We start from the raw sequence: 26,053 nt of genomic DNA, 5'->3' as shown, positions 1-26,053 counted from the left end.
TGCGAGGGTGATCTATGCCATCAAAACTGCCGGCTTTAAAAATAATAAAGGGACATGGATCATCCTTTCATTGATTTTTGGGGATTAAAATTATTGAATTTATACCCGAAGGGGTATAAAATGAGTTTATTGACATTTATTTTATTAACAAAGGAGGCAAGCAACTGATGGAATACGATAAACAAGTCCAGAATCGGTTGAAGCGGATTGAAGGACAACTTAAGGGCGTATTGCGGATGGTAGAAGAAAAAGAAGATTGCCGCGATGTGGTCACCCAATTATCCGCTGTCCGGAGTGCAGTGGATCGTGCAATTGGTGTAATTGTCAGTGAAAACTTGGAACAATGTGTCCGGGAAAGCCTAGAAAAAGGCGAAAGCACTGATCAATTGGTGAAAGATGCAGTAAGCTTGCTCGTCAAAAGCCGATAACAAAATCCGTTAAACTTTCGGGTTGACGGATTTTTTATTAAATGCTAGTATACCTGAGGGGGTATAATTTTCGCAGCTGGAGCTATTTGATTTTTTATTTGAACTTTTTAATACCCTATAGGGTATTAAACATGGAGGGAACAAAATAGTGGAACCGAGAAAGACAACTAATATTATATTATTCAGCGGGGATTACGATAAAGCGATGGCTGCTTACATTATTGCGAATGGAGCAGCTGCTTACGATCATGAGGTCACCATCTTCCATACGTTTTGGGGATTGAATGCGCTCCGCAAGGAACACCCGCCGGAACTGAAAAAAGGGTTTTTGGAAACCGTGTTTGCTAAATTCATGCCGAGAGGTGCAAACAAGTTGGGGCTTTCCAACATGAATTTTGCCGGCATGGGGCCGAAAATGATCAAACAAGTAATCAAAAAGCACAATGCCATGACGCTGCCACAATTGATTGGAATGGCGCAAGAACAGGAAATCCATCTGGTGGCGTGCACAATGACGATGGACCTTCTTGGCTTGAAACAGGAAGAATTGCTGGAAGATGTTACGTACGCCGGTGTAGCCGCTTATCTTGCTGATGCGGAAGACGGCAACGTGAATTTATTTATCTAATTGAATTGGAAAGAGAGGAAAACTATGGATACTTGGTTGATGATTCTAATCGGAGCGGTTATCGTCTTGATCGGTTACCGTGCCATGTCGCAGGCGAAAGGCGTAAAATCCGTTTCGGTGGATGAGCTGAAGCCCGAACTCAAGAAAAAAGGCAAGCAATTCATCGATGTCAGGACACCGGGGGAATTTAAAGCGAACCGCATCAAGGAATTCAAGAACATACCATTGAATAAACTGTCTGCCCGCATTAGTGAACTCGATGCAAATAAAGAAACGTATGTCATCTGCCAAAGCGGCATGCGCAGCAGCAAAGCAGCTTCCATCCTGAAGAAAAAAGGCTTTAGTCAGGTAATCAATGTAAGAGGCGGCATGGGAAGCTATCGCCCGTAATCCAAAGGAGGACTATCAATGAATCGCATGACAACACAAGAAGTAAAAGAATATATGAAAAATCATAAAGATGTTTCCATTATCGACGTACGCGAAACGGAAGAGCTGAAAGCTGGGAAAATCCCGGGGGCGCTCAACATTCCGCTGAGCCTATTGGAATTCCGTCTGCAGGATATCGATAAGTCCAAAGAGCACATCCTAGTGTGCCGTTCCGGCAACCGCAGCGGTCAAGCGGCCCGTTTTTTGGAAAGCCGCGGCTTTCACGTCATCAACATGGACGGTGGCATGCTGGACTGGGACGGACCAATCAAATAATTTTTTTAAGAAAAAACATACCCCCATGGGTAATTGATAGGAGGAATTCACATGATTCAAACAGATAAAGTGCTGGATGCCAAAGGCTTGGCTTGCCCGATGCCAATCGTGCGCACCAAAAAAGCGATGAACGAGCTGGAGCCGGGCCAAGTAATCGAAGTGCAGGCGACCGACAAAGGATCGCTGGCGGACCTCCAAGCCTGGGCGAAAAGCAGCGGCAACCAGTACCTTGGCATGTCCGAGGAAGGCGACGTCCTGAAGCATTATTTGCGCAAAGCGGACCAATCGGAAGAAAAAGAGGAAGTTCTTTTCCCGCATACGGTGACGAACGCTGAATTGCAGGAACGGCTCGGCCGTGAGGATTTGATTGTGCTGGATGTCCGGGAACCGGCTGAATACGCCTTCGGCCATATCAAAGGAGCCGTATCCATACCGCTTGGCGAACTCGACAACCAGCTAAACAAATTCGAAAAAGATCAAGAGATTATCATCATCTGCCGTACTGGCAATCGAAGTGACATGGCATCTAAAGTTTTGGCAGATCAGGGCTTTAGCAACGTGAAAAATGCCATCGAAGGCATGTCGCAGTGGGCCGGTCCAATCGAGAAAACCGAAGCGTAACACCGAAACGCAAAAATAATACAAAATAAAGAACAAACCAAAAAACTCACCAAATGGAGGAATTTCAGCATGACCAAAAAAACAGCGATCATCGCATCAAACGGCACGTTATTCGACGCCTATAAAGTCTTTAACATCGCCACCGCGGCAGCGGCAAGTGATCACGAAGTCGCCATCTTCTTTACTTTTGAAGGGCTGAACCTCATCAACAAGGAAGCTTACGGCCAGTTGGCGCTTCCAGCAGGCAAGGAACAGATGGCCGAAGGCCTCAAGCAAGCGAATGTCCCGACCATCCCGGAACTCGCCGATATGGCGCAGGAACTGGGCGTCCAGTTTATCGGCTGCCAAATGACGATGGACTTGTTCGGCCTGGAAAAAGAAGCATTCGTCGAGGGCATTGATGTCGGCGGAGCGGTGACGTTCCTGGAATTCGCAAAAGATGCGGACGTCACTTTGACATTCTAAAAATTTTTATTCATAAAAATACCACAGGGGGTAAATAAATATGGCAGTAAAAGCATTAACCGCAAAAGAAGTGGCACGAAAAGTGATTGACAATGAACCCTTGTTCATCCTGGATGTCCGCAACGGCGATGCATTCGCCGACTGGAAAATCGAAGGCGGCAACATCCAATACCTGAACGCACCGTATTTTGATCTGTTGGACGGAGTCGAAGACGTGGTTTCCGCACTGCCGACAGACCGGGACATCCTGGTCGTTTGTGCGAAAGAGGGATCGTCGGTCATGGTAGCCGACATGCTTGCGGAGGAAGGCGTCGATGTGGCGTACCTGGCAGGCGGCATGAAAGCGTGGAGCGAGCATTTGGAGCCGGTGAAAGTCGGCGACTTGAACAACGGCGGGGAATTGTACCAGTTCGTGCGCCTTGGCAAAGGCTGCTTGTCGTACATGGCCATCTCAAACAGCGAAGCCGCACTAATTGATGCCACACGCATGACGGATCGTTACCTGGAGTTCGCCAAAGAAAAAGGCGCAGCAATCAAGCATGTGTTTGATACGCACTTGCACGCCGACCACATTTCCGGTTGGCGCCAAATTGCGGAAGCGACGGGTGCCACGTATTACCTGCCGCCGGCGGACGCGGAAGAAGTGGTATTTGACTACACGGAGCTGGTCGATGGACTGCAAGTGGTCGTGGGCCATACAACCATCGAAGCGCTGTATTCACCTGGCCACACAATCGGGTCTACTTCCTTTATCTTGGACGACCACTATTTGATGACCGGTGACATCCTGTTTATCGATTCGATCGGACGCCCGGATTTGGCAGGACTGGCCGAAGACTGGGTAGGCGATTTGCGGGAATCCCTTTACAGCCGTTACAAAGAGCTGGCGAACGGCCTGATGGTGCTCCCCGCGCACTTCATGATTATGGAAGAACTGAACGAAGACGGCAGCGTCTACAAGAAACTCGGCGACTTATACAACGAAAACCACGGCTTGAACATCGAAGATGAGCAGGCATTCCGCGACATGGTGACGAACAACCTGCCGCCGCAGCCGAACGCCTATGAGGACATCCGCAAAACCAATATGGGGAAAATCACGCCGGACATGGAAGTGCAGCGTGAAATGGAAATCGGGCCGAACCGCTGTGCGGTCCGCTGACATCCACTCATAGAATTGCGGAGCTTTTAATAAATAAACAGTTCAAATCAAAAGGAGAGATTTTTAATGCATTCAGATAAAGTATTAGACGCAACTGGCTTGGCTTGTCCAATGCCGATCGTCAAAACGAGAAAAGAAATGAATGGCATGGAGTCCGGCCAAGTCTTGGAAATCCATGTAACGGACAAAGGTGCCATAGCAGACTTGACGGCCTGGTCGAAATCCGGCGGCCACCATCTTCAGGATTATATAGAAGACGGCGCTGTTATAAAATTCTGGATCAAGAAAGGCTAAGAACCGGGACGGGGGCATCAATTGATGCCCTTTTCCCTTTTTAGAGAGGTGGAATTAACATGAATTTAGATTTTATGATCATTATTTTCCTGATTGGGTTTACCGGATCCTTCATTTCCGGGATGGTGGGCATCGGAGGTTCCATTATCAAATACCCGATGCTGTTGTACATTCCCGTGATGTTCGGTTTTGCGGCGTTCAGTTCCCATGAAGTGTCCGGGATCAGCGCGATCCAGGTGTTCTTCGCAACGATTGCCGGGGTCTGGGCATACCGGGGCAGCGGCTATTTGAACAAGACGCTTATCGCCTACATGGGAGGCGCCATTCTGCTGGGGAGCTTCATCGGCGGTTACGGCTCCACGCTGATGACGGAAGAGGCCATCAATTTCGTCTATGCCATCCTGGCAACGATCGCCGTTGTCATGATGTTCTTGCCGAAAAATGGGGTGGACGACATCCCGCTCGACCAAGTCCGTTTCAACAAATGGCTGGCCGCGGGACTCGCTTTCCTCGTCGGCATCGCGGCCGGCATCGTGGGAGCGGCCGGGGCCTTTGTCCTCGTGCCGATCATGTTGGTGGTGCTGAAGATTCCGACCAGGATGACTATTGCGACGTCGCTCGCGATTACGTTCATTTCGTCAATCGGTTCGACGGCCGGCAAAATCGTCACCGACCAGATCCTCTACGGACCGGCGGCGGTGATGATTGTTGCGAGTCTCCTGGCAGCGCCGCTTGGGGCGAAACTTGGACAGAAGATGAACACCAAGTATTTGCAGTGGATGCTGGCGCTGTTGATTTTAGGGACAGCCATAAAAATATGGGCAGAGATTTTGTAAAGATTTAAAGAAGGGAAACAAAAACCGGCTTTTTATAATTTACACACCTACACCATCAAATCGAATGAAAATATCAAGTTCTTCCTATGTGCCTATACAATATTCAACCGCGGTAAACGATGTAACTCTTGTTAGTAAAAATAGTTGTAAGATTAGCGTTCATTCCACGTGGAAAGAACGCTGTTTTTTTATTTTTTCCAGTCATACATAAAAAAACAATACATACTTTTTTATCAAAATTTAGTCATACCGTTGGTGTTAAACAATGAAGCCCCATCCTAATTGCGCCTAACGATTCGATTAAGAAGTTCCAATTTCGTTTTTGCGATATTAGTTCTTTTGCGAACTGCTACTTTTTAAAGTTGGACTTTACCTTGTAAGAAAAACAAGACCTATGGCTGAATAAAAATTGGAAAAATTGGGATATAATCATTTTGAATGATTTATATTATTTGGAATAAAAGGAATAAGAACACAAAAAACGATTTCGGTTTTTCAAAGGATGGAGAAAATGAAAAAATTTATTTGCACTACATGTGGGGTACAAGTTGAAAGCTCGAATGAGGCGCCGGAAAAATGTTCCATTTGTAATGAAGAAAGGCAATATGTGAGTCCCAGCGGCCAGACTTGGACAACGTTAGAGAACATGATCCAGTCAGGCAATTTCAGAAATAAGATTTCATTAGAAGAACCGGGACTGTATAGCGTTTCCACGTCACCGGGATTTGGCATTGGCCAAACTGCTTATTTTATCCAAGGGAAGAGTTTTAATGTATTGTGGGATTGCATATCGTATCTCGACCAGGAAACAATTACTGAAATAAAAAAATTGGGCGGAATTGATGCCATTGCTTTATCTCATCCCCATTATTATTCAACTCAAGTTGAATGGGCTGAAGCATTCGAAGCGCCGATATACATCCACGAAGATGATAAAGAATGGGTGACGAGACCCAGTGATAAAATCATCTTTTGGTCAGGGGAGTTTCTTGAATTAGCTGATGAAATGGTTCTTCATCGCATTGGCGGCCATTTTAAAGGAGCAACTGTCATGGAATGGAAAGATGGAAATGCTCAACAAGGAGTTTTATTGACAGGAGACATTGTTCGGGTCGTGGCAGACCGTCAATGGGTAAGCTTTATGTACAGCTATCCCAACTTCATTCCTCTGCCGGCGGCGACAGTTGAAGGGTTAGCCATCCAGTTGAATGAACTGAAATTCAATCGGTTATACGACGCTTTTAATCGCATCATTAGTAATGATGCAGGTGTGTCGGTTCAAAAGTCAGCCAAAAGATATGCGGATGCATTAAATGGCGTTCTCTTTAGCACTTGATACTTCTCTCCTTTTCTATTTCCTAAATGCGATTGACCCATTAACACCTTAAGGAGGAAAAAATGAAAATTTCCAGGGCAGTTTTACAAGTGAACGACCTTATACAAATGAGCGATTTTTATACAAAAACATTAGGGTTCAACTTAATAAGTAAAACAGCCACTTCGTTTGAAATCGAAGCTGGAGCAAGTATGCTTGCCTTCCAATTAGAACAAGAAAATGTCTCAAAGCAATACCATTTTGCATTCAATATTCCCGGCAATTTATTTGTGGAAGCAAAAGAATGGATTAGGCAATCCACTTCTTTATTGGTGCACATGGGAAAAGACGAAATCTATTTTGAAAGCATTAATGCCCATTCGATTTATTTCTACGACCCCGAAGAGAATGTGGTGGAACTTATCGCACGCCATTCGACTGCTCCAACTAAAAAGCTTAAGCATTTCTTGTCACAAGACATCATTGATATAGCAGAAATGAATTTAACAACAGACCAGGTTTTGGAGGTCGGAGACAAGCTTGAAGAAATAGGAATTGTAGAAAGGGACCATTCATTGCTTGATAAAGCCTCCCTTAACTTTCTCGGAGAACCGGAAGATGGCACTCATATTTTATTAGGGCCTAGCGGACGCAATTGGTTTTTCTCTCCGAAAGAGGCAGTGACAAGCCCGATTATCATCGAACTCGATAACCGGTACAGACTGCAGATGGATGCTGCAGGGGCATTTCTTATTGACAAGCTTTAGATTCAGATTTTCCCCTCAAAATCGGGTAGATGTAAGTAAATATCGTAACAGAAGTTGAGCAGCTTATATTTAAAATCTTTTTAAACAAGAGAGGGAGAAGAGCCGTGATTAAGGGACTTTATGAAGCACATTTACCAGTAAGCAATTTGTCGGAATCAATTGAGTTCTATAAAAATCTGGGTTTGGAAGTGGCTTTTCAAAAAGAAAAATTAGCTTTTCTCTGGATTGAGAAAGGCCGAAGCTGGTTAGGGTTATGGGAAACCGACAAAGTGGAGACACCGTATCATCCATCTTTGCGGCATGTCGCTTTTCAAGTGGACGTTGAAAATATTGATAAGGCCAAAGAATGGCTGGAGCGAAAAGGAATAAAAATAAGAACCGCTTTTGGTTTTCCGGCTGGAAAACAGCCTTTGGTTTTGCCGAATAGCCCTCATGCCCATGCAGCGATTTATTTTAAAGATCCTGACGGCAATTCACTTGAATTAATGACGCCATTGAGACTGGATTTTGAGGCGGAATTTCACATGATGTCATTAGAGGAGTGGAACAGCCAACATGATTGATGGTTTCTGCTTTTCCAGAAAGCAGGGAAGAATCGTCTGTAGATGCTATGTTTTAAATGTCGGAGAGAAGATGTCGTGTAAACGGCTCTTTTCTCCTTTTTCAATGATCAGGTAACGATACAAGCTGGAAAACCAGATAAAATACATAATATTTTATTTAAAAATTCAATCTTTTGTATTTAACACTGTATAAATCTGGTATATTTGAGAAGAGATGATACCTATTAAATTATTGGCGCGGAGGGATTTACGATGAAGTGGTTTCACTTATTATTCCTTTTTATGATAGGATTCATAGTTCTGTCAGGATGCACCGGCATGTCAGATGAAAACGGCAAAACAAAGGCGGAAGAAAAAACAAAGGAACAAGTCTGGGAGCAAAGCCCTCTTTTCAAATCAAATAATTTCCCGATGATCGGGGAGGAAGAGGTGGCAGGCTTTATCTTTGAAGACAATGAAGTAGACCGCTTTTATCCAAATCGGACCATTAAGTATATGTGGCATTTCTGGGGAAGTGAAGAGGAACTCACCGGAGCCTTTAAAGTAATCGGAACCCATCAGAAGAGCAGCGAGGCAATTATTGTAGTGCCGGAAAAAGAAAGAAGCTCTTCTCTTAGCCCAAATAATGGCGCAGATCACCATATACCATCGCTTATGGCACTGCCTGAAAAGGGTATGTGGAAGCTGGAAGCAGTTTTTGGTGACAAGGTGATTGGCACCGTATTTGTGGAAGTGCATGAGAAGTAGTGCAGGGAAGCTATTAAATTCTTTTGTTTGCAAAGAATTTAAAAGCAGGAGGCGATTATGAAGAATATTAAACTAAGAGCCACGTGGATCATCCCGAACATCTTTTCCTATGTAGCAGCTGTCGGTATTCTGTTATTTATTACAGCTAACGCTGATGGATTGCAAGAAATTCATAGGCTAGAATTTTGGATTTTCTTTTTGCTTTGTTTATTAGCAGCAAGTTTTTTTGGTTCCTATCAAATACTGAGTTGGATAAAACAAGGGAAAATGTAGACAGTTTGGCTATGGATGGATTAATATCTCACACAAAAAACACTTATAACGTAAAGAAAAGGCAGAAGCGGATGAATAATCTTAATCCAATTAAGCTGAAGGAGCATGCTTGTTGAAAAATATCACCTTATTTTTTCTAGGAATCTGCGGAGCTTTATATCTAGCCGTTGAAGGCTCTGATAAAAATGCAATATGGGGATTGTTGTTGCTTCCTTTCTTTTTTATCGGTAAACCTTGGTATAAGTTTTTATGAAATGAATATAAGGACTACTCAGCATAAAAGAGAAAAGGCGGCATTTCTCAGCCGCCTTTTCTCTTTTATGTTTGATTAGCTATAAATTTCGATAGTCGGAAATAACAGATAAGCAGTTTCCGGTCACAGTCCCGGAAGGATCATTTAATTGAATCCGCTGATTCCATAAGTTGCGAAGAATTGCATCCGCCTTTAAATAGACTATCTAAGTTCCAAGTATCTAAATAAATTTCCTCCTCCAAAGTTTTAATAAATTTACTATAATTGGAACTTTAGTGATATCTTTGCGTCTTAAAATGTAACGAAAAATAGAAAGTTGGTGGTTGTATGCCATTCAAAAGCATTGTCATGTTGACAGGGGCGTTTATAACCTTTATTTTGGCGACCCTCATAAGCTGGTATGAGGGAGGACAATTGCTGGACGAACCATGGGAATGGAAACATACAGCGGTTTTCTCTAATTGGGTTAATGATGGATTGACAAATTCCGATAATATAATAGTACTCGACCACTTTGTCTATGCAGCCAAATTTGAGCCGCTTTTCCCGTTTTTGATGGTCATTTCCTTCCTTTTTATTGTCTTCCGACTCTTTTTTTGGCTATTCAAAGAACGAAAAGCTGCTTTAAATGTCTTTTTACTGTTAACAACTGCATTCTCATTCACTATTTGCGGGGTCCTAATTGACTCTCCAACGACTGGGTTTAAGCTATTTTCCATTTTCTTTGGTGTGATTGGACTTTTTTCCATCTTAGGTATATTCCGAGTCGAATCTAAAAGAAGCAGAATCGCTTAAATGAACCGGCGAATGGCAAAAATATATATGCCAATTACAGAGGCTCCAAGTCATATGCAGAAAGCCCTACTGAATGAGAAAGAGCCTTTAGATAATTTGGAACGCTTTTAATGCATATTCGATCCCGTCATCTGACGCTTTTTTTGTGATAAAATCAGCAGCGTCTTTTAATCGTTCGGTCCCATTTCCCATGGCGATGCCCAACCCCACCATTTCCAGCATGTCGATGTCGTTGTCTCCATCTCCAAAAGCAATCGCCTCTGATGCTGCTATTCCAAAATACTTTAAAACACTTTTTATAGCGGCTGATTTGGAAACTTCTTTATCCAGAACATTTAATATGTAGGGGTGCCACCTTTTGAAGGTCAAGTGGGGAAATTGCAGGATATACCTTTCAGCCATTTCATCATCAGCAAACAAACAAAGTAAATACACTTCCTGATGAAGAATCAAAGGATTAATTGAGGGATATTCGTGTAGCGACAAGGTTTCAGTTAATGCAGCCGAAATTTTCGAACTTTTTACTCCGTTCATGCTCAATTCTTCTGTATAGAATGAAAGCGCGTGATTTTCAGTTTGCGCAAACTCGCTCACTTCTTGAAGTATGGAGGAATCCAGTGGAACTTTATGGATCACCTGCTTGCCGCCTTTTACATAGCCTCCATTAGAGGTGATAAAGACATCTATCCCTAATTCTTTGAGTTCTTCGCACATGGACAAGGGCCTGCCCGTGGCCGCCACCAGCTTGACTCCTTTACGCCTCAGTTCAGCGATTGCTGATTTTGTACTTTCAGAAATGTGTTCATCCTCGTAGTCCTTTATCGTCCCGTCAACATCAAAAAAAGCAATTTTATATTTCATAGGAGCTCCTTAATTATAGGATGTGATTCCATTTTTATGTAGATGGAGAAGTATTGAGAAAAATTTCCACAACTCTAACTTTATATTCTGACAATGAAGAAAGCAAGGTGTAAATGGATGGCCATTATGAATTTCCTTAAGAGATCTCCTTTCAACATTGCTGCCTCTAAAAATGAAATCGAGAAATAAGGAACAAATTTCACTTGATTTCGTTCGATAAAGTAGTGAAACAATTAAGGAGGATGTATGGAAAATTTAGACGTAATATTAATTATTAAAATGATTATTATCGGATTGGTCCAAGGCTTCACTGAACCGATACCAGTATCATCAAGCGGCCATGTCATGATCGCAAGTGAAATCTTAGGATTAGGTGAACAAGGTTTTACATTTGCCATATTAACCAATACGGCATCGCTGCTGGCGATCCTCTATATTTACCGCGAGGATATTGCAAGGTTATCTGTTAACTCACTTCGATACATAAGAACCAAAGACTCTGCATACAAAAGTGATTTCCGTTTTGTCTGCTACATAATTATTGGAACAATTCCCGCTGGACTGCTGGGCATTCTTTTGAGCGATGTTATAGCGGAGAGCGTCAGCATGACCACGATCGCCATTATGTTATTTGTCACTGGTATTGCACTTTGGTTAATCCGGAATAGGCATGGCTCCAAAAATGAAAGCACCATGACCGGCAAAGACGCTTTTCTTATCGGACTGGGCCAAGCGGCAGCACTGACGCCTGGCATCAGCCGTTCGGGTGCCACCATCATTTCCGCAATTGCAGTTGGCCTTAATCAAGAAACAGCTTTAAGATTTTCTTTTATGCTCTATATTCCTGTAAGTATAGGGGGAGTAGTGCTGGGAATCACGGATTTTTTGGATGAACCGAATAAAGCGGAATTGGCAATTCCTTATGCAGCGGCATTTATGGCGACGCTGTTTATGACTTATTTCGCTTTGCGCTGGTTCATGGGGATTATGAAAAGCGGCAAATTAGTTTATTTCACTTATTACTGCTTTATCGTCGGTACGCTACTTTTGATTTTCTTTTAAGATATGGAAGTAAACCCTAAACTTTTATAGTCGTAAAAAAATGCACGTCAACTAAAAAGCGAAAAGGAACCACTCATGGAGTGTCCTTTCCGCTTTTTTATGTGTTCTTTTTTCTGTTGTCCGCTCAGGGAGACGAACTATATTAAATTAGTTTGACTGCCGGAACGCCAGTATGGCAGCTTGCAGATCGGATTTTGCTTCATCCACGAGTTTGTCGATCATCAAATCTTGCTTCAAATCAGGGTGTGTGTAGTTGACCATCGTTTCGATTTCTAAATTAGCGGAAGAATCGGTGGCTCTTACCATGACCAGGTTTTTTAAATCGGAGTAAGTTTCATTATCGTTCCAGCCTTGGATTTTTATTTCCCAAAAAGGAAGACCCTCTTCCGTTAAGCCACGCTCAATCCCGTCTTTTTGGCCAATGTATTTCCAGAATTTCATCCCAATACCTGCTTTCCAGTTTTAATTGTTCTTATACACTTCTTTTTATTATAAGGCATAAAGGGCATTAATTCATTTTGCTTGTTATCCGATTTATTTCTTTGGCCGTTAAGCTGTCCTTTTAAAACCAGCTTGTTTCTCATTGTTTAATGGATGTCTGGTTACATAAATATTATTCTTTCTATATTATTCGGCGGTATTTTAAAAAAGGAACCTATAAACATTTATCCCTATTCACAACTCTATTGCCGTTTCTTTTATCAGAAATAAATCATAAAATCGCGAATAAAACAAAATAACATCAAAAACTATTTCTGACGCATCTAAAATTTGTATTGACAAAGGCGTCCTGCATTATTATAGTTGCAATAGTGATATTGAGAATCATTATCAATAGATTTAGTGAGAGAGGAATTAAATGAACATGTATAAATTTAAAGCTCGGCAGATTTTATTTACAGGAACCCTCATTATTATTATTTCCATTATGTTGGTGGGATGTGCCAATAGTGAAACTGGATCTTCGACTGAAGGAACAGCGAAAGAAGCAAATACAATCACCTTATCTTGGCCAAGAGACATTGGTGCTATGAATCCACATGTCTATAACCCTTCACAATTGATAGCCCAATCGATGATTTATGAGCCGTTGGTCAGCTATAAGGAAGGGGGAGAGATCCAGCCTCATTTGGCAGAGTCCTGGTCGATTTCAGAAAATGGCCTTGAGTATACGTTTAAGCTGCGTGAAAACGTGAAGTTTACCGATGGAACGCCGCTTAATGCGGCCACAGTTAAAAAGAACTTTGACGCTGTCATGAAAAATTCAAATTCTCATAGTTGGCTTGGCGTAATCAATGTTTTGGAAAAAACAGAGGCAGTTGATGCACTGACATTTAAAATGGTTTTAAAGGAACCTTACTACCCTGCACTTCAGGACTTGGCTGTAGTGCGTCCCGTCCGGTTCTTGGCTGAATCCGGATTTCCCGAGGATGGAGACACATCCAAAGGCATCGCTAAACCTGTAGGTACTGGCCCCTGGATGCTTTCAGATTATAAAAAAGACGAGTATGCCGTTTTCACCCGCAATCCGGATTATTGGGGTGAGAGTCCCAAACTGGAAAAAGTTACGATTAAGATAATCCCGGATGCTGAAACGCGGGTCATGGCTTTTGAAAAAGGGGATCTCGATTTGATATACGGGGAAGGCGTAATCAGTATGGATTCCTTTAATCAGCTTAAAGAAGCCGGTGAATATCACACTGAACTTTCCGATCCTGTCGGAACAAGAAGCTTGCTGTTAAATACAACAAATGAAAAATTGGCTGATTTGCGGGTGCGTAAAGCGCTGCAGCATGGCTTCAACAAACAAGAGATGGTTGAAGGCATCACATTGGGGCTAGAAGAGAAAGCTGACAACATCTTATCTAAAAATTTCCCATATACCGATATTGAAGTGGAACCCTTCGGATATGATGCGGAAAAAGCTGCTGCCTATCTTGAACAAGCGGGATGGAAGCTGCCTGCTGGAAAAGCGGTCCGTGAAAAAGATGGGCAGCCGCTTGAGCTTGAACTGATCTACGACAAAACCGATCCCATTCAAAAAGCGATGGCGGAAACCCTTCAGGCTGAGTGGTCCGCAATCGGAGTCAAGCTGAACATTACGGGTCTGGAATTGACCAGCCAAATTGAGCGGCGGAAAGCTGGCAACTTTGATGTTGATTTTTGGTACAACTACGGAGCGCCTTATGATCCGCATTCGTTTATCAATGTTGTGGCAGAAAAAGGATGGGGAGTTTCAGAAGCCCATTCCCGTCTGCAGATGAAAGCGGAATTGGATCAACAAATCAGTGAAGCGCTTGCGTCTACGGATGAAAAGAAGCGCCAACAACTTTACAGTTCCATTTTAGGGACTTTGCAGGAACAGTCGGTTTTCGTACCGATTTCCTATATTAAAAAGACCGTCATTTACCAGGATGATGTGAAACAGTTCAATTTCCCGGCAAACCGGGATGAACATCCTTTCAACGACATTGAAATGAGCCAGTAAATCACACGGAGGATACGTCATGGCAATCTATATTACAAAACGGCTCCTTGCTGTCATTCCCATTATTCTTTTTGCGATTTTCCTGATGTTTTCCCTTATACGCCTCTCGCCGGTCGACCCGGCGGAAGCGTATTTAGCGGCAGCCCATATCCATCCGACCGAGGAGGTTCTGGCTGAGAAAAGACAGGAGTTCGGCTTGGATCAGCCATTATTGATGCAATATTTCCATACTGTTAAAGAGATTGCTCAACTCGATTTTGGAAACTCTTTTGTAACGAACACGCCTGTCTGGCAGGAAGTGGCAGCAAGAATGCCCGCAACGATACAACTTGCCGTCTGCAGTATTCTGCTCGCCATTGCCATCAGCATTCCGCTCGGATTCTTGTCAGCCATATACAAAAACAGCCTGATTGATCATTTTAGCAGGCTGCTTTCTTTTTTAGGCGCATCCATTCCGCAATTTTGGCTGGGCTATCTGCTGATCTTTCTCTTTTCTGTCAAACTGGATTTGTTTCCGGTAGAAGGGAGAGGATCCTGGCAGCATTTTGTATTGCCGAGCATGACATTGTCGCTGGCATTAATTGCGATCTATACCCGCCTGCTCCGGGCGAGTGTGCTGGAAGAACTGGAACAGTTTTACGTATTATATGCAAGAACTCGAGGAATCAAAGAAAGAGTCATTATGGTGAAACACGTATTGAAAATTGCCATTTTGCCTATGATGACAGGTCTTGGCATGAATTTAGGGAAACTGCTGACCGGGACGATTATCGTTGAGCAAGTTTTTTCCTGGCCAGGCTTTGGCCGTTTTTTTGTAGAAGCGATTTTTAACCGCGACATCCCCGTTATACAATGCTATGTGGTTATGGCCGCTTGCCTATTTATCCTGTGCAACCTTATCGTGGATATTGTGCAATTGTACATGGACCCGCGCATTTCGATGAAGGGGAGGATCCCATCTTGATTTCAAGCATTCGAATTGCCGCAAAAAAACAGCCGGCTATCATCCTATGCTCTGTCATTTTATTGGCCTTTTTTCTGGCCGCTATTCTGGCGCCGTGGATTTCGCCGCATGATCCCATACAAGTGAATTTGGCACTCAAACTGACTCCTCCTTCACTGGATTATCCATTAGGCACCGATCATCTTGGCCGCTGCAATTTGTCGCGCCTTCTCTATGGTTCACGTGTCTCCTTAGGTTTTGCATCGCTGATTTTTATTGCTTCCTTGGGATTCGGGCTGCTGGTCGGAACGGTTGCCGGTTACAGAGGCGGCTTGGTCGATAGCATACTGATGAGGTTTTGCGAAGGCGTCATGGCGTTTCCAAATCTGGTCCTTGTTCTAGGAATAGTCGGTTTGCTTGGACCAGGGCTATGGCAAGTGGTTTTAGCATTGATGATGGTCCAGTGGGTCTATTATGCCAGAGTGATCCGCAATATGATCGTCGGCTTGAAACAGCAGAATTTCATACTGGCAGCACGGATCAGCGGATCTACGACGGGGAAAATCATCCGGCGGCATATGATTCCAAATGTGTTGCCTCCAATTCTCGTTATGGGAACGCTTGAAATGGGATGGGCGATCATGGACATCTCAGCTCTTTCGTTCCTTGGGCTGGGCATCCAGCCTCCGACTCCTGAGTGGGGCGCTATGATCCATGAAGGAAAAGGCTTTATACGAAGCCAGCCTGAATTGATGCTTTATCCCGGCTTGATGATTTTGTTTGTTGTCATTTCATTTAACGTGCTGGGCGAGTCATTATCGGAACGGTTTGGCGTGAAAAAACATTATTGAAAAGGACTGTGGCTGATGGAAAAACATCGCAATGTTTTGAAGGTGAGCGGCTTAAATGTCGCTGTAAAAACGGAGCAAGGCATGCTTTCGCTGGTTCACAATCTTCAATTGGACATGAAACCCGGGAAAGTGCTGGGCCTTGTCGGAGAAAGCGGGAGTGGGAAAACAATCACTTGCCTGGCTCTGCTCCAGTTGCTAAATCAGAAAACATCACAAGTAGAAGGCAGCATTCAATTGAATGGCCGTGAACTCAATGGACTAAAGCCGAAAGAGATGCGGAGCGTTCTTGGAAAAGAGATCGGATACATCATGCAAAATCCGATGAACGCTTTTACGCCTGTATTCACCATCGGCAACCAATTTATTGAAACCATCCGGAGCCATACAGACCTGACTAAGAAACAGGCAAGCGAATTGGCGGTTTCTTCTCTGGAAGTGTTGAATCTGCAAGAACCGGCCAAGATTATGAGGAAATATCCTTTTCAGCTGAGCGGCGGGATGCTCCAGCGCGTCATGATCGCGATTTTGATGTGCCTGCGCCCATCAGTCGTGATAGCAGACGAGCCGACAACAGCCCTTGATGTGACCAATCAGATGCAAGTGCTTAAGGAACTGGATCGGCTCCGGACGGAATGCGGCACTTCAATCTTGCTGATTTCACATGACTTAGGGGTAATTTCAGAACTGGCCGACGAAGTGGCCGTGATGCAAAAGGGCCGGATTGTGGAAAAAGCAGATGTCTTCCAACTGTTCGATCACCCTCAGCATATCTATACAAAAAAACTGCTCCAAGCCAGACCTGTTTTGCCGATAAACGAACAATTGAAAAAACTGGTTATATAGAATCGGCAGGGAACGAGCGGAAAGGCGGTAGTCTATGAGTTTACTGGAAGTCAAAAGTGTTACACATGCATACGGCCCGACCCGTTCTTTTTGGCGCAAGGAAAGAGCATCACCGGTTCTTTCCGAGGTGTCTCTTAATATCGAAGAAGGGACGTGTTTGGGGCTTCTTGGAACAAGTGGGGCAGGCAAGAGCACGTTAGGCAAAGTCATTCTAGGGGTAGAGCAGCCGAAAGAAGGAAAAGTCATTTTCCAAGGCCAAGACATTTATACAATGGATTCTATTACCCGAAAACGTCTCAGAAGAGATCTTCAAGTGGTCTTTCAGGATAGTTATTCATCGGTGAATCCGCGCATGACGGCGGAAAAGATTATCGGGGAGCCCTTGGAAAACTACGAAAGGCTGTCGGCATCGGAGATGAAACGAACGATTGCGCATTTATTGGAGATGGTAGGGCTGGATGCGGAAGACATGAAAAAATACCCCCGGCAGTTCAGCGGTGGGCAATTGCAGCGGATCAATATTGCCAGAGCGATCGCTTTAAAGCCGAAATTGATGGTCCTGGATGAATCCGTCAGCAGTCTCGATATGGTGAACCAAACAAATATCCTGAACTTATTAAATGAGCTGAAATCAGCCTATGGCCTTTCTTATCTCTTTATCACCCATGATATTAGAGCTGCCTATTCCATTTCGGATGCTTTAGCAGTCATGGAAAAAGGCAGGTTGATCGCAACCAGCCAAGACAAAAATGAAATGCTCTCATCGCAACAGCCTATTGTAAAGAAATTGGTGTCTTCCATTCTGTCAGAACATCCACGGAACCGAACGATTTCTTCGGACAGGAGATTCGTTTGATGCAGGATCAAGCAGACAAGCTGCCATAAGTGAAAAGCCGAAGAGTCCACTAGAAAGTGGACTCTTCGGCTTTTTTATCCTCGTTATTTTAATTCAATGATGAAGAATCTCTTGAAGTTTCAGTGCCTTGCTGATCGTTGGAAGAGCTGGAAACTTTCCCTTTAACTTGAGAAGTGGCTTCGGTGGCCTTTTCTTTTGCCTGATTAGCCAAGTCGGCTGCTTTTTCTTTTACTTGGCTCAGTTTTCCGCTTCCATCACTGCCGGCATTGCCGCTTGCCAATTTTTCTTTAACGGTCACTTGAAGTTCTTTGCCGCTTTTCGGTGCTAGAAGAAGGGCTATTGCCGATCCAATTGCCGCTCCGCTTAAGAGGCCTGCGAAAAATCCGCTGCCCGATTCACTTTTGGCTGCATCTGGCTGGCCTTGAATTTTTCCGGCGCGCTGCAAACGTTCTTCCACTTCGGCTACAATTTCGTTAACCGTGCGCCCACTCACTTCTACCAGAGATCCTTTAAAGCGAAGATGGTCATAGCTCTCCAAGCTGCGGACTACCAGCGCATCATAATGGGCGGCTTTTGTTTTCTGATCAAGCATGTCTGCCTGATAACCTCTGTTTCTTAGGGCTTGTTGAATGTCTGTAAACGGATGTTCTACTGCAATTCTTGGCATATTATCCAACCTCTTTCTTTATTATCGTTATTCTTGTGTCTTTCCCTAACCCGGCTATAAGTTAAACCTTCTTTACTTATTAATCGAATAAAGATCTTTTAGAAGAAATCGAGCAAGGCACTTACTTCCAATAAAAAAGCCGCGAGTTAGAGGGCTTTCTCTTCTAGAATATTAAAAAAGCATCCGTTATTCATCGCTTATACCGACTAATGTGATAAGACTTATAAGGTAAATAAATTAATTTTACGATATAGATTGACTTTCAATAGATTTAATATTATGATTATTTTTAATTTAATAATCTTATCCAGAGAAGCCGAGGGACTGGCCCATTGACGCTTCAGCAACCTCTGACATTTGTCAGAAAGGTGCTAAATCCAGCAAGAATTTTATTCTTGGGAGATAAGAGCGGGATTGTGTACATATACAACCTTCTTTTCTCTTTAGCCGAGAAAAGGAGGTTTTTTATTTTGTTCATGGTCCTCAAACTTAAATACGGCAAGTACATATAAAGAAAGGGCAATATCAATCCTCACATCAATCATTGTGTTAAAAAGATTAGTTGAAACACCAAAAACGGTGCACACAAAGGAGCGGATCTATATGACAAACAAACGGATTTATTTAAATGCATTTGATATGAATTGTGCTGGACATCAATCACCTGGGCTCTGGACCCATCCCGAAGATCAATCGCATAAATACAAAGACAGCGAATATTGGATAGAATTGGCGAAGCTATTGGAAAAAGGGAAGTTTGATGCTATCTTTATAGCAGATGTCCTCGGTACATATGATGTCTATAATGGGTCGAGAGATGCCGCAGTCCGGCAAGGTGCACAGTCTCCAGTCAACGATCCGCTGCTTGTCGTACCGCTTATGTCGGCAGTCACGAAACATTTGGGTTTCGGTGTCACAGCTTCTGTCACCCATGAACATCCTTATCCTTTTGCCCGCCGGATTTCTACGCTGGATCATTTAACAAAAGGCCGCATCGGCTGGAACATCGTGACGTCTTATCTCAAGAGCGCGGCTGTCAATATCGGGCTGGACGACCAAATCAAGCATGATGAGCGTTATGATATTGCTGAAGAGTATTTGGAAGTGTGCTATAAATTATGGGAATCCAGTTGGGAAGAAGATGCCGTGCTGCTGGATAAAGTGAATGGCATATATACAGACCCTGAAAAAGTGCATGATATCCGGCATGAAGGGAAATATTATAAAGTGCCGGGTGCCCATTTAACGGAACCTTCCAGACAGCGGACTCCTGTCCTTTATCAGGCAGGCGCTTCTAAAAAAGGTGTAGCTTTTGCCGGGAAACATGCTGAATGTGTCTTCATCGGTCCGCCAAATATGGAACTGGCGAAACAAACGGTCAACAAGATACGCACCGAAGTGGAAAATTCCGGCCGGAATAAAGATGACGTCAAGATTCTGACGCTGCTTACCCCGATTGTCGGAAAAACGGAACAAGAAGCAATTGAAAAATACAACGATTATAAAAAACATATCAGCCATGAAGGTGCCTTGGCATTATTTGGGGGGTGGACTGGAATTGATTTGTCCAATTATGCGCCAGATCAGCCGCTTGAGTACATTGAAAATGATGCCATTCAATCTGCTTTAGAAAACTTCACCAAAATTCTGCCAGGAAGAAAACCGACGGTCAACGACGTTAAGGAATATGTCGGCATCGGAGGACTTGGGCCTTTCACTGTCGGATCGCCAGAGCAAGTAGCTGATACGCTTGAAAAGTGGGTGACCGAAACGGGCGTTGACGGTTTTAATATCGCTTACGCCATCACCCCTGGAACTTTTGAGGATTTTATCGATCTTGTCGTGCCGATCCTTCAGGAGCGGGGGCTCGTTCAAAAAGAATATGAAGGGGATTCTTTGCGGGATGCTTTGTTTGGGGAAGGTGCGCATCTATCACCGGCTCATCCCGGAAAGCAATATACGCGTGTACCTGTAACAGTGAACAATTAACAGCAACGAGAGCAAAAGAGGGAAAGGCGCTCAAAAAAGCGCTTCTTCGCTCTTTTTTGTTTGCCAACTTGAATTGAACAAACGAACAGGAAATTATTTCAAATTAACGAAACCATCGTTCTTTTCCTATCGTATATAAGAAGACAATGTTTGGTTCCAGATATTCCTACGAAGGAGGAGATGGTTTTGAAGCGGTTTCTCTATTATTTTGGTTGGACAATGGCTCTCGGATTTGTACTGTATTTTGGTATGCAGCTTCAGGAGGTATTGAACGAAATGGCTCGAGTGACATTTGAGTCTGCTGCACTGAGAGTGTATATTGCGCTTTTCCCTGTAGCGATGGGGCTTCTGCTGCGTACCCCGAAATTTCTTCTAGAAGTGAAAGAGAATAAGCCCCGGAAGTTTGACTGGGTCATTTTCGCTGCAATTGGCTTGCCGGCCCTTTATATAGTTGTGATGACTTTTTTGCCTTTCTTGCCGATTGGCGCTGGGTGGCTTGCGCTTCCAGAAATCATAGTGATAGGTGGAACGACTGTGCCGACCATTGCTGGACTGGTGTTGGGCTACGCATTGCTGGATAGTTTCAAAACAGAAAATGATGGAAAAAGAAACCGCGTGTTATTTAAAGCTCACAAGTAAATCCAAGAGAATGGGAGGGATTATAAGTTGAAGAAATTTAAACGAAAACCAGATGAGTTTATCGGTGATTCCCCTCGCATCAAAGATCCATTAAAAGGAAAATTCTTAAGGGAGTTGAAAAAAGAGGACAAAACATCCGGTACAGTTTCCAGGAGAATCGGACTATTTAGATATGCAGCTGTTTTAGTGCTGCTCCTGGCAGCGGCAACTTTGTTCGCGTTTTTTTCATTGAGTGAAAAAAACACGGTTTCTCCTGCCGCTCCAGAAGGAAATCCGGTTCGCACCGAGCCAGATACAAAGGTAGAGATTCAGGTGTTTACGGACTATAAAGCGCCGCTAGAAGTCTTCGACTTTAAATACGACGCAATGGACAGGGGAAGTCATGAATACGCGGAATATCCACTATTGATAGACGCGCATGCCTATGCAAAAAAAGAGATTGGCAGAGGAGACGTCATCGTCTATGAAGCGGAATTTTTTGATGGAAGGAAGCGGACTGTAGGGAGAGTGGTGGGTCTGCCAGGGGAAACGGTGGAAATCATTAACGGCCAAATCTATATCAACGACCGGGAACTGGAGACATTCTATGGCCAGGCACACCGAGCAGGTAAAAGCTCAAACGAGGAATACAATGAGGCATTGATAGAGAACGGAGAAACACAGAATATTGACTCCATGAAGGAAATATTTGCTCAAACAACTAGTGAATTCCAACTAGCCGATGATGAAACTTTCGTAGTTGGCGACGATTGGTTTAGAGGCAGCCAGCACAGAATAAAGACTTCTGAAATTCAAGCGGAAGTATTAGGGTATTATCAAGGCAGTTAGTCAAATGCTAATGCCTGGTCAACTTCTGCTGAATAAAAGCCATGCAATCGCGATGAAGCTGAAAAAAAAGAGCAGCGAAGTTAATCCGCTGCTCTTAAAAGTACTGCTTTTGGTGTCTTCCAGACGAATGTTAACGCGATGCCGATAGCCAGAACGACAGTCGCGAAATAGAAGGGGTAGTTAAGGTCGATATCGAACAGAATGCCTCCTGCAATGGGGCCGATGATATTGCCGATGCTTGTAAACATGGAATTCATCCCGCCGACAAAACCTTGTTCGTTTCCGGCAATCCGTGACAGGTAAGTGGTGACGGCCGGCCGCATCAAGTCAAATCCGACAAAGACCACCATTGTTACCAATAAGATGGACCAGTAGCTCGTCACATAGGTCAATAACAGGACAAGCAGCGTGGAGACGATCAAACTGTAGCGGATCAGCCGGATTTCGCCCCACCAACGTGTGAAGCGGTCAAAAAAGCCGACTTGCACAATGACCCCTACAATGGCTCCAAGTGAAATGATAATCGCGATATCTTGCGGTGTAAAACCGAATTTACGATCCACAAACAAGGCGAAAAATGATTCAAACGAAGCGAGGCCGAAGGAAGAAATCAAGATGACCATAAACGAGACAAAATACAGCGGGGACAGGATACGTCCAAATCCGGTTTTCTGCTCCCCGTACAAATTTTGTTCATCGTTTTGGCGTTCAGGTTCTTTCAACAGCAAGAGAGATAGCAGCATCGCGAACAGTCCAAAGCCTGCGGCAAAGAAAAAGGGAAGCCGTGTGCCGATCTCTGCAAGAAATCCGCCAATGCCCGGACCGATGATAAATCCGGTCGAAATTGCTGCTGACATATAACCGAGTGCTTTTGGACGCGTCTTGAGCGTCGTGATATCCGCAATATAAGCCGTAACAGCCGGCATGATAAAGGCAGCACTGACCCCACCGAGAACTCGTGAAATGAACAGCACTTCAACCGTTTGCCCAAGCCCGAATAATAATTCGGAAACACTGAAGACGAACAGACCCAGGATGATCAACGGCTTGCGCCCATATTTGTCGACTGCCCGTCCAGCGAGTGGAGAAACAATCAGCTGAGCCAATGCAAAAGCGGAAACCATATAGCCGACGACCGTTCCGGAAATGTTCAATTCGTTCATAATCGTTGGTGTTACGGGTATGACTAGCCCAATTCCCAGGAAAGCGATAAATAAATTCAGCAGCAAGATAAATAAAACCAATTTGTAATTCTTCATGAATGAACCTCTTTTGCATTTTTTCTTCCTTATGAATAATAAAACGTCCTATATTTTTTAAATTTTTGTTACCGGACCAATCCACGCCAAAAAATCGGCCACACCGCTTCAAAACGTTTCCGGTATGCGCCTGTCCCGCCATAAACCAACTCTGTCATCGTCCCTTCCATGACCGTAATAAACGCTAACGCGCAGCTGGAAAAATCATCGGAATAAAGGATCTTTTCCCTGCGTTCGTGTTCTCTCATAACTCGGGTAAAATGCAAATGCATTTGATCGAACAACGGGTTGATCACTTCAGCTATTTCTTTCTCAAGCCGGGCAGGGGGAAAGTACATCGTTCTAAGAATGAACTTCATATGCTCATTGCCTTCCAAATCCTTGATGAACCAATCAAAATAGCCGCGCAATAAAGCTTCTAGCGGCTCACCTTTCATTTTAGTGAAATAGGTTGCCAAGTGGCGTCTTTCGCTTTTCAAAGCATATTCCATAGCCGAAAAGAACAAATCGTCCTTGCCGGAATAATGGGCATAAATCGAAGGCTTCTTGATGCCCACAGCTTCCGCAATTTTTGCAAGAGAAGCTCCTTCATAGCCATCGTTGGCGAACTGAACCACAGCATTCTGCAATATTTCTGCTTTCATTTTCTCACCTACCTAACGGTCGTTAGTCTACTATTGCATGAAAGTTTTTATAGGTCAACTGTTTGGCCTATCTTTTGCAAACGGCCTCAAGCAGCAGACAAAAAATTTGAAGGAGAGGCATGTTGTTTACTATTTTTCGCTGCAGTTGATTTAGTATTAACAAAAATGAAAATTTTTAATGAGAAAAAGCGGCTTTTTCAATTAAAAGAGAAAAGTCCGCTGGATTTCCTTTATAATGGAAGTATTACTGTATTAAATGAAGAATGACTATTGAGATTTGGAGGGGTACATCATGAAAAATTTAAAATACCTGGATTTGCTGGCTCAAAAATACGACAGTGAAGAAAAAGTGGCCACTGAAATCATCAATCTTGAAGCCATTCTGGATCTGCCTAAAGGCACGGAACATTTCGTAAGTGATTTGCACGGCGAGTACCAAGCTTTTCAGCATGTGCTGCGGAATGGTTCAGGAAATGTAAAGGTGAAAATTAGAGACCTTTTTGAGGATGTACTGGATGAAAAAGAATTAAATGGCTTTGCGACATTGGTTTATTATCCCGAAGAGAAAATTAAACTAATCAAAAGCAATTTCAGCAGCAAACAGGAACTGCATGAGTGGTATATAGAAACGATCGAGTGCATGCTGAAACTTGTTTCTTATGCTGCTTCCAAATATACCCGATCCAAATTGCGGAAAGCTTTGCCAAAACAATTTGTCTACATCATTGAAGAATTGCTGTACAAGACAGATGAGTTCAAAAACAAGAAAGAGTATTATGCAAAAATGGTCGAGCAAATTATTGCACTCGGCCAAGCCGATAAACTGATTATTGGCCTTGCGTATACGACTCAGCGTCTGGTTGTGGATCATCTTCACGTGGTCGGAGATATTTACGACCGGGGTCCCGATCCGCATAAGATTGTGGATACGCTTATCGATTATCATTCCGTTGATATTCAATGGGGAAACCATGATGTCCTCTGGCTAGGCGCTTTTGCCGGTTCCAAGGTTTGCCTGGCGAATATCCTCCGGATCTGCGCGCGTTATAATAATCTGGATATCATTGAAGATGTATATGGGATTAATCTGCGTCCATTACTGAATCTGGCAGAAAAGTATTATGACGACAATCCGGCTTTTCGTCCAAAACGGATTTCAGGTGAACAACTGACAGAGCAAGAACAGCTGCAAATCACCAAAATCCATCAAGCCATCTCCATCATCCAATTCAAGCTGGAAAGCCCGATCATCAAACGGCGCCCTTGTTTTGATATGACGAATCGGTTATTGCTCGAGAAAGTCGATTATGGCAGAAACGAAGCCACTCTTTATGATATAAACTACAAACTGGAAAACACATGTTTTGCGACGATCAATCCAGAGCAGCCCGACGAATTGTTGGAAGAAGAACAGCAAGTGATCGATAAACTGCTATTTTCAGTCCAGCATTCGGAAAAACTCGCCAGACATATGAATTTCATCATGAAAAAAGGCAGCCTTTATTTGAAGTATAATGGAAACTTGCTGATACACGGCTGCATTCCACTGGATGAAAACGGCGATATGGAAAAAATGGAGATTGAAGGTAAAGAGTATGCAGGGCGTGAGCTGCTGGATGTCTTTGAGCGTTATCTGCGATATGCCTTTGCTCATCCTGAAGAAACCGATGATTTCGCAACCGATATGGTCTGGTACCTATGGACAGGCGAAAAATCGTCACTCTTTGGAAAAAGAGAAATGACCACTTTTGAACGCTACTTCATCAAAGAAAAAGAAACGCATAAGGAAAGAAAAAATCCTTATTATTATTTGCGTGAAGACGAGGAAATATGCCGCAAAATGCTCGCTGAATTCGATTTGAATCCCGATTACGGCCGCATCATCAATGGGCATACGCCGGTGAAGGAAATTGACGGGGAAAATCCGATCAAAGCAAACGGCAAAATGCTAGTCATCGATGGCGGTTTTTCCAAAGCTTATCAATCGACCACGGGAATTGCCGGCTATACACTGTTGTATAATTCTTATGGGATGCAGCTGGTCGCCCACCAGCTTTTCAATTCAAAAGAAGAAGTACTAAGCAATGAAACCGATGTCTTATCTGTAAAGAGACTGGTGGACGAAGAATTGGAACGAAAAATGGTCCGAGAAACGAATATCGGCGAGCAGTTAATACAAGAAATTAATAACTTAAATAACCTAAGGGAATATCGATACATGAACTGACTTCCATGTAAATACCAAAAAGCGGACGTTTCGAGATGATTTTT

Annotated in this window: 31 protein-coding genes and 1 riboswitch; of the genes, 26 read left to right on the top strand and 5 right to left on the bottom strand. The window is 43.6% G+C overall.

From position 1 onward, the window contains the following. Positions 1-167 precede the first annotated feature (167 nt). From AC3AQ9_RS04570 to AC3AQ9_RS04495, 16 genes are all read left to right on the top strand, one after another. Entirely contained in the window at positions 168-428 is a 261-nt protein-coding gene (locus AC3AQ9_RS04570; protein ID WP_488306259.1) for a metal-sensitive transcriptional regulator, read from the top strand. A gap of 205 nt (positions 429-633) precedes the next feature. After that, entirely contained in the window at positions 634-1,056 is a 423-nt protein-coding gene (locus AC3AQ9_RS04565) for a DsrE/DsrF/DrsH-like family protein (protein ID WP_488306824.1), read from the top strand. A gap of 24 nt (positions 1,057-1,080) precedes the next feature. Continuing rightward, positions 1,081-1,446: a rhodanese-like domain-containing protein gene (locus tag AC3AQ9_RS04560; protein WP_488306258.1), complete on the top strand. Its 366-nt coding sequence runs from the start codon at positions 1,081-1,083 to the stop codon at positions 1,444-1,446. 18 nt (positions 1,447-1,464) lie between these two features. Continuing rightward, entirely contained in the window at positions 1,465-1,761 is a 297-nt protein-coding gene (locus AC3AQ9_RS04555) for a rhodanese-like domain-containing protein (RefSeq protein ID WP_488306257.1), read from the top strand. 51 nt (positions 1,762-1,812) lie between these two features. After that, complete coding sequence (locus AC3AQ9_RS04550) at positions 1,813-2,382, top strand: sulfurtransferase TusA family protein (protein ID WP_488306256.1); 570 nt, start codon at positions 1,813-1,815, stop codon at positions 2,380-2,382. Between the two features lie 69 nt (positions 2,383-2,451). After that, a complete protein-coding gene (locus tag AC3AQ9_RS04545) occupies positions 2,452-2,847 on the top strand; it encodes a DsrE/DsrF/DrsH-like family protein (RefSeq protein ID WP_488306255.1) in 396 nt (131 codons plus the stop codon). Between the two features lie 40 nt (positions 2,848-2,887). Next, positions 2,888-4,009, top strand: coding sequence for an MBL fold metallo-hydrolase (locus AC3AQ9_RS04540; protein WP_488306254.1), 1,122 nt, complete (start codon positions 2,888-2,890; stop codon positions 4,007-4,009). Between the two features lie 66 nt (positions 4,010-4,075). After that, positions 4,076-4,303, top strand: coding sequence for a sulfurtransferase TusA family protein (locus AC3AQ9_RS04535; protein ID WP_488306253.1), 228 nt, complete (start codon positions 4,076-4,078; stop codon positions 4,301-4,303). Between the two features lie 59 nt (positions 4,304-4,362). Then, positions 4,363-5,139 carry a sulfite exporter TauE/SafE family protein gene (locus AC3AQ9_RS04530; protein ID WP_488306252.1) on the top strand — a complete coding sequence of 259 codons (777 nt, stop codon included), beginning with the start codon at positions 4,363-4,365 and terminating at the stop codon, positions 5,137-5,139. A 511-nt stretch (positions 5,140-5,650) separates the two neighbouring features. Then, positions 5,651-6,475, top strand: coding sequence for a hypothetical protein (locus AC3AQ9_RS04525; RefSeq protein ID WP_488306251.1), 825 nt, complete (start codon positions 5,651-5,653; stop codon positions 6,473-6,475). A gap of 62 nt (positions 6,476-6,537) precedes the next feature. Beyond that, entirely contained in the window at positions 6,538-7,221 is a 684-nt protein-coding gene (locus AC3AQ9_RS04520; RefSeq protein WP_488306250.1) for a toxoflavin lyase-like VOC family protein, read from the top strand. 104 nt (positions 7,222-7,325) lie between these two features. Continuing rightward, positions 7,326-7,784 carry a VOC family protein gene (locus tag AC3AQ9_RS04515; protein WP_488306249.1) on the top strand — a complete coding sequence of 153 codons (459 nt, stop codon included), beginning with the start codon at positions 7,326-7,328 and terminating at the stop codon, positions 7,782-7,784. 318 nt (positions 7,785-8,102) lie between these two features. Next, positions 8,103-8,531, top strand: coding sequence for a DUF4871 domain-containing protein (locus AC3AQ9_RS04510; protein WP_488306248.1), 429 nt, complete (start codon positions 8,103-8,105; stop codon positions 8,529-8,531). A gap of 57 nt (positions 8,532-8,588) precedes the next feature. Then, positions 8,589-8,804: a hypothetical protein gene (locus AC3AQ9_RS04505; RefSeq protein WP_488306247.1), complete on the top strand. Its 216-nt coding sequence runs from the start codon at positions 8,589-8,591 to the stop codon at positions 8,802-8,804. 112 nt (positions 8,805-8,916) lie between these two features. Further along, positions 8,917-9,057: a hypothetical protein gene (locus AC3AQ9_RS04500; RefSeq protein ID WP_488306246.1), complete on the top strand. Its 141-nt coding sequence runs from the start codon at positions 8,917-8,919 to the stop codon at positions 9,055-9,057. Between the two features lie 327 nt (positions 9,058-9,384). After that, positions 9,385-9,852: a DUF4306 domain-containing protein gene (locus tag AC3AQ9_RS04495; protein WP_488306245.1), complete on the top strand. Its 468-nt coding sequence runs from the start codon at positions 9,385-9,387 to the stop codon at positions 9,850-9,852. An 87-nt stretch (positions 9,853-9,939) separates the two neighbouring features. Here AC3AQ9_RS04495 and AC3AQ9_RS04490 read toward each other — a convergent pair whose 3' ends face one another. Further along, a complete protein-coding gene (locus AC3AQ9_RS04490) occupies positions 9,940-10,713 on the bottom strand; it encodes a Cof-type HAD-IIB family hydrolase (RefSeq protein ID WP_488306244.1) in 774 nt (257 codons plus the stop codon). 246 nt (positions 10,714-10,959) lie between these two features. Here AC3AQ9_RS04490 and AC3AQ9_RS04485 point away from each other — a divergent pair, with 246 nt between their 5' ends. Next, positions 10,960-11,775 (top strand): undecaprenyl-diphosphate phosphatase, encoded by an 816-nt coding sequence (locus tag AC3AQ9_RS04485; protein ID WP_488306243.1) that lies wholly within the window; start codon positions 10,960-10,962, stop codon positions 11,773-11,775. 147 nt (positions 11,776-11,922) lie between these two features. Here AC3AQ9_RS04485 and AC3AQ9_RS04480 read toward each other — a convergent pair whose 3' ends face one another. Next, positions 11,923-12,216 (bottom strand): hypothetical protein, encoded by a 294-nt coding sequence (locus AC3AQ9_RS04480; protein WP_488306242.1) that lies wholly within the window; start codon positions 12,214-12,216, stop codon positions 11,923-11,925. Positions 12,217-12,640: 424 nt separating this feature from the next. Here AC3AQ9_RS04480 and nikA point away from each other — a divergent pair, with 424 nt between their 5' ends. The 5 genes from nikA to nikE are packed head-to-tail and all read left to right on the top strand — an operon-like array spanning position 12,641 to position 17,756. Beyond that, positions 12,641-14,263, top strand: coding sequence for a nickel ABC transporter substrate-binding protein (gene nikA / locus AC3AQ9_RS04475; protein ID WP_488306823.1), 1,623 nt, complete (start codon positions 12,641-12,643; stop codon positions 14,261-14,263). A gap of 19 nt (positions 14,264-14,282) precedes the next feature. Next, positions 14,283-15,227, top strand: coding sequence for a nickel ABC transporter permease subunit NikB (nikB, locus tag AC3AQ9_RS04470; protein ID WP_488306241.1), 945 nt, complete (start codon positions 14,283-14,285; stop codon positions 15,225-15,227). Next, entirely contained in the window at positions 15,224-16,057 is an 834-nt protein-coding gene (nikC, locus tag AC3AQ9_RS04465) for a nickel ABC transporter permease subunit NikC (protein WP_488306240.1), read from the top strand. The genes nikB and nikC overlap by 4 nt, the downstream gene beginning before the upstream one ends. A gap of 15 nt (positions 16,058-16,072) precedes the next feature. After that, positions 16,073-16,900: a nickel import ATP-binding protein NikD gene (nikD, locus tag AC3AQ9_RS04460; RefSeq protein ID WP_488306239.1), complete on the top strand. Its 828-nt coding sequence runs from the start codon at positions 16,073-16,075 to the stop codon at positions 16,898-16,900. Positions 16,901-16,934: 34 nt separating this feature from the next. Continuing rightward, on the top strand, positions 16,935-17,756 hold the full coding sequence (gene nikE / locus AC3AQ9_RS04455) for a nickel import ATP-binding protein NikE (protein ID WP_488306238.1): 822 nt from the start codon (positions 16,935-16,937) through the stop codon (positions 17,754-17,756). Positions 17,757-17,844: 88 nt separating this feature from the next. On the opposite strand, the gene AC3AQ9_RS04450 is transcribed toward nikE, so the two are convergent. Further along, positions 17,845-18,423 (bottom strand): YkuS family protein, encoded by a 579-nt coding sequence (locus AC3AQ9_RS04450; RefSeq protein WP_488306237.1) that lies wholly within the window; start codon positions 18,421-18,423, stop codon positions 17,845-17,847. A 300-nt stretch (positions 18,424-18,723) separates the two neighbouring features. Next, a riboswitch (SAM riboswitch) is annotated at positions 18,724-18,832 on the top strand. Positions 18,833-19,026: 194 nt separating this feature from the next. Here AC3AQ9_RS04450 and AC3AQ9_RS04445 point away from each other — a divergent pair. The 3 genes from AC3AQ9_RS04445 to AC3AQ9_RS04435 all read left to right on the top strand — a co-directional run bounded on the left by AC3AQ9_RS04445 (position 19,027) and on the right by AC3AQ9_RS04435 (position 21,879). Next, a complete protein-coding gene (locus AC3AQ9_RS04445; RefSeq protein ID WP_488306236.1) occupies positions 19,027-20,412 on the top strand; it encodes an LLM class flavin-dependent oxidoreductase in 1,386 nt (461 codons plus the stop codon). Positions 20,413-20,598: 186 nt separating this feature from the next. After that, entirely contained in the window at positions 20,599-21,051 is a 453-nt protein-coding gene (locus AC3AQ9_RS04440; RefSeq protein WP_488306235.1) for a hypothetical protein, read from the top strand. A gap of 27 nt (positions 21,052-21,078) precedes the next feature. Continuing rightward, the gene (locus AC3AQ9_RS04435; protein WP_488306234.1) at positions 21,079-21,879 is read left to right on the top strand and encodes a S26 family signal peptidase; all 801 of its coding nucleotides are present in this window, start codon (positions 21,079-21,081) and stop codon (positions 21,877-21,879) included. Positions 21,880-21,959: 80 nt separating this feature from the next. Here the strand turns inward: AC3AQ9_RS04435 and AC3AQ9_RS04430 are convergent, their stop codons facing one another. After that, complete coding sequence (locus tag AC3AQ9_RS04430; protein WP_488306233.1) at positions 21,960-23,138, bottom strand: MFS transporter; 1,179 nt, start codon at positions 23,136-23,138, stop codon at positions 21,960-21,962. A gap of 68 nt (positions 23,139-23,206) precedes the next feature. Then, positions 23,207-23,782, bottom strand: a complete 576-nt coding sequence (locus AC3AQ9_RS04425; RefSeq protein WP_488306232.1) for a TetR/AcrR family transcriptional regulator — start codon at positions 23,780-23,782, stop codon at positions 23,207-23,209. A 292-nt stretch (positions 23,783-24,074) separates the two neighbouring features. Between AC3AQ9_RS04425 and AC3AQ9_RS04420 the strand changes: the two genes are divergently transcribed. Continuing rightward, the gene (locus AC3AQ9_RS04420) at positions 24,075-26,009 is read left to right on the top strand and encodes a fructose-1,6-bisphosphatase (protein WP_488306231.1); all 1,935 of its coding nucleotides are present in this window, start codon (positions 24,075-24,077) and stop codon (positions 26,007-26,009) included. Positions 26,010-26,053 lie beyond the last annotated feature (44 nt).

This window comes from Planococcus sp. VCh962 (assembly GCF_057748275.1).
The sequence above is the reverse complement of the archived record's forward strand: the minus strand, read 5'-3'. Positions and strand labels throughout refer to the sequence as shown.

Coding starts and splice junctions, on each gene's coding strand:
- AC3AQ9_RS04545 (WP_488306255.1), top strand. CDS start 2,452: ATGACCAAAAAAACAGCGATCATCGCATCAAACGGCACGTTATTCGAC.
- nikD (WP_488306239.1), top strand. CDS start 16,073: ATGGAAAAACATCGCAATGTTTTGAAGGTGAGCGGCTTAAATGTCGCT.
- AC3AQ9_RS04530 (WP_488306252.1), top strand. CDS start 4,363: ATGAATTTAGATTTTATGATCATTATTTTCCTGATTGGGTTTACCGGA.
- AC3AQ9_RS04525 (WP_488306251.1), top strand. CDS start 5,651: ATGAAAAAATTTATTTGCACTACATGTGGGGTACAAGTTGAAAGCTCG.
- AC3AQ9_RS04430 (WP_488306233.1), bottom strand. CDS start 23,138: ATGAAGAATTACAAATTGGTTTTATTTATCTTGCTGCTGAATTTATTT.
- nikE (WP_488306238.1), top strand. CDS start 16,935: ATGAGTTTACTGGAAGTCAAAAGTGTTACACATGCATACGGCCCGACC.
- AC3AQ9_RS04565 (WP_488306824.1), top strand. CDS start 634: ATGGCTGCTTACATTATTGCGAATGGAGCAGCTGCTTACGATCATGAG.
- AC3AQ9_RS04495 (WP_488306245.1), top strand. CDS start 9,385: ATGCCATTCAAAAGCATTGTCATGTTGACAGGGGCGTTTATAACCTTT.
- AC3AQ9_RS04535 (WP_488306253.1), top strand. CDS start 4,076: ATGCATTCAGATAAAGTATTAGACGCAACTGGCTTGGCTTGTCCAATG.
- AC3AQ9_RS04520 (WP_488306250.1), top strand. CDS start 6,538: ATGAAAATTTCCAGGGCAGTTTTACAAGTGAACGACCTTATACAAATG.
- AC3AQ9_RS04570 (WP_488306259.1), top strand. CDS start 168: ATGGAATACGATAAACAAGTCCAGAATCGGTTGAAGCGGATTGAAGGA.
- AC3AQ9_RS04425 (WP_488306232.1), bottom strand. CDS start 23,782: ATGAAAGCAGAAATATTGCAGAATGCTGTGGTTCAGTTCGCCAACGAT.
- AC3AQ9_RS04555 (WP_488306257.1), top strand. CDS start 1,465: ATGAATCGCATGACAACACAAGAAGTAAAAGAATATATGAAAAATCAT.
- AC3AQ9_RS04550 (WP_488306256.1), top strand. CDS start 1,813: ATGATTCAAACAGATAAAGTGCTGGATGCCAAAGGCTTGGCTTGCCCG.
- AC3AQ9_RS04560 (WP_488306258.1), top strand. CDS start 1,081: ATGGATACTTGGTTGATGATTCTAATCGGAGCGGTTATCGTCTTGATC.
- nikA (WP_488306823.1), top strand. CDS start 12,641: ATGTATAAATTTAAAGCTCGGCAGATTTTATTTACAGGAACCCTCATT.
- AC3AQ9_RS04490 (WP_488306244.1), bottom strand. CDS start 10,713: ATGAAATATAAAATTGCTTTTTTTGATGTTGACGGGACGATAAAGGAC.
- AC3AQ9_RS04420 (WP_488306231.1), top strand. CDS start 24,075: ATGAAAAATTTAAAATACCTGGATTTGCTGGCTCAAAAATACGACAGT.
- AC3AQ9_RS04445 (WP_488306236.1), top strand. CDS start 19,027: ATGACAAACAAACGGATTTATTTAAATGCATTTGATATGAATTGTGCT.
- AC3AQ9_RS04505 (WP_488306247.1), top strand. CDS start 8,589: ATGAAGAATATTAAACTAAGAGCCACGTGGATCATCCCGAACATCTTT.
- AC3AQ9_RS04510 (WP_488306248.1), top strand. CDS start 8,103: ATGTCAGATGAAAACGGCAAAACAAAGGCGGAAGAAAAAACAAAGGAA.
- AC3AQ9_RS04450 (WP_488306237.1), bottom strand. CDS start 18,423: ATGCCAAGAATTGCAGTAGAACATCCGTTTACAGACATTCAACAAGCC.
- nikB (WP_488306241.1), top strand. CDS start 14,283: ATGGCAATCTATATTACAAAACGGCTCCTTGCTGTCATTCCCATTATT.
- AC3AQ9_RS04540 (WP_488306254.1), top strand. CDS start 2,888: ATGGCAGTAAAAGCATTAACCGCAAAAGAAGTGGCACGAAAAGTGATT.
- AC3AQ9_RS04485 (WP_488306243.1), top strand. CDS start 10,960: ATGGAAAATTTAGACGTAATATTAATTATTAAAATGATTATTATCGGA.
- AC3AQ9_RS04480 (WP_488306242.1), bottom strand. CDS start 12,216: ATGAAATTCTGGAAATACATTGGCCAAAAAGACGGGATTGAGCGTGGC.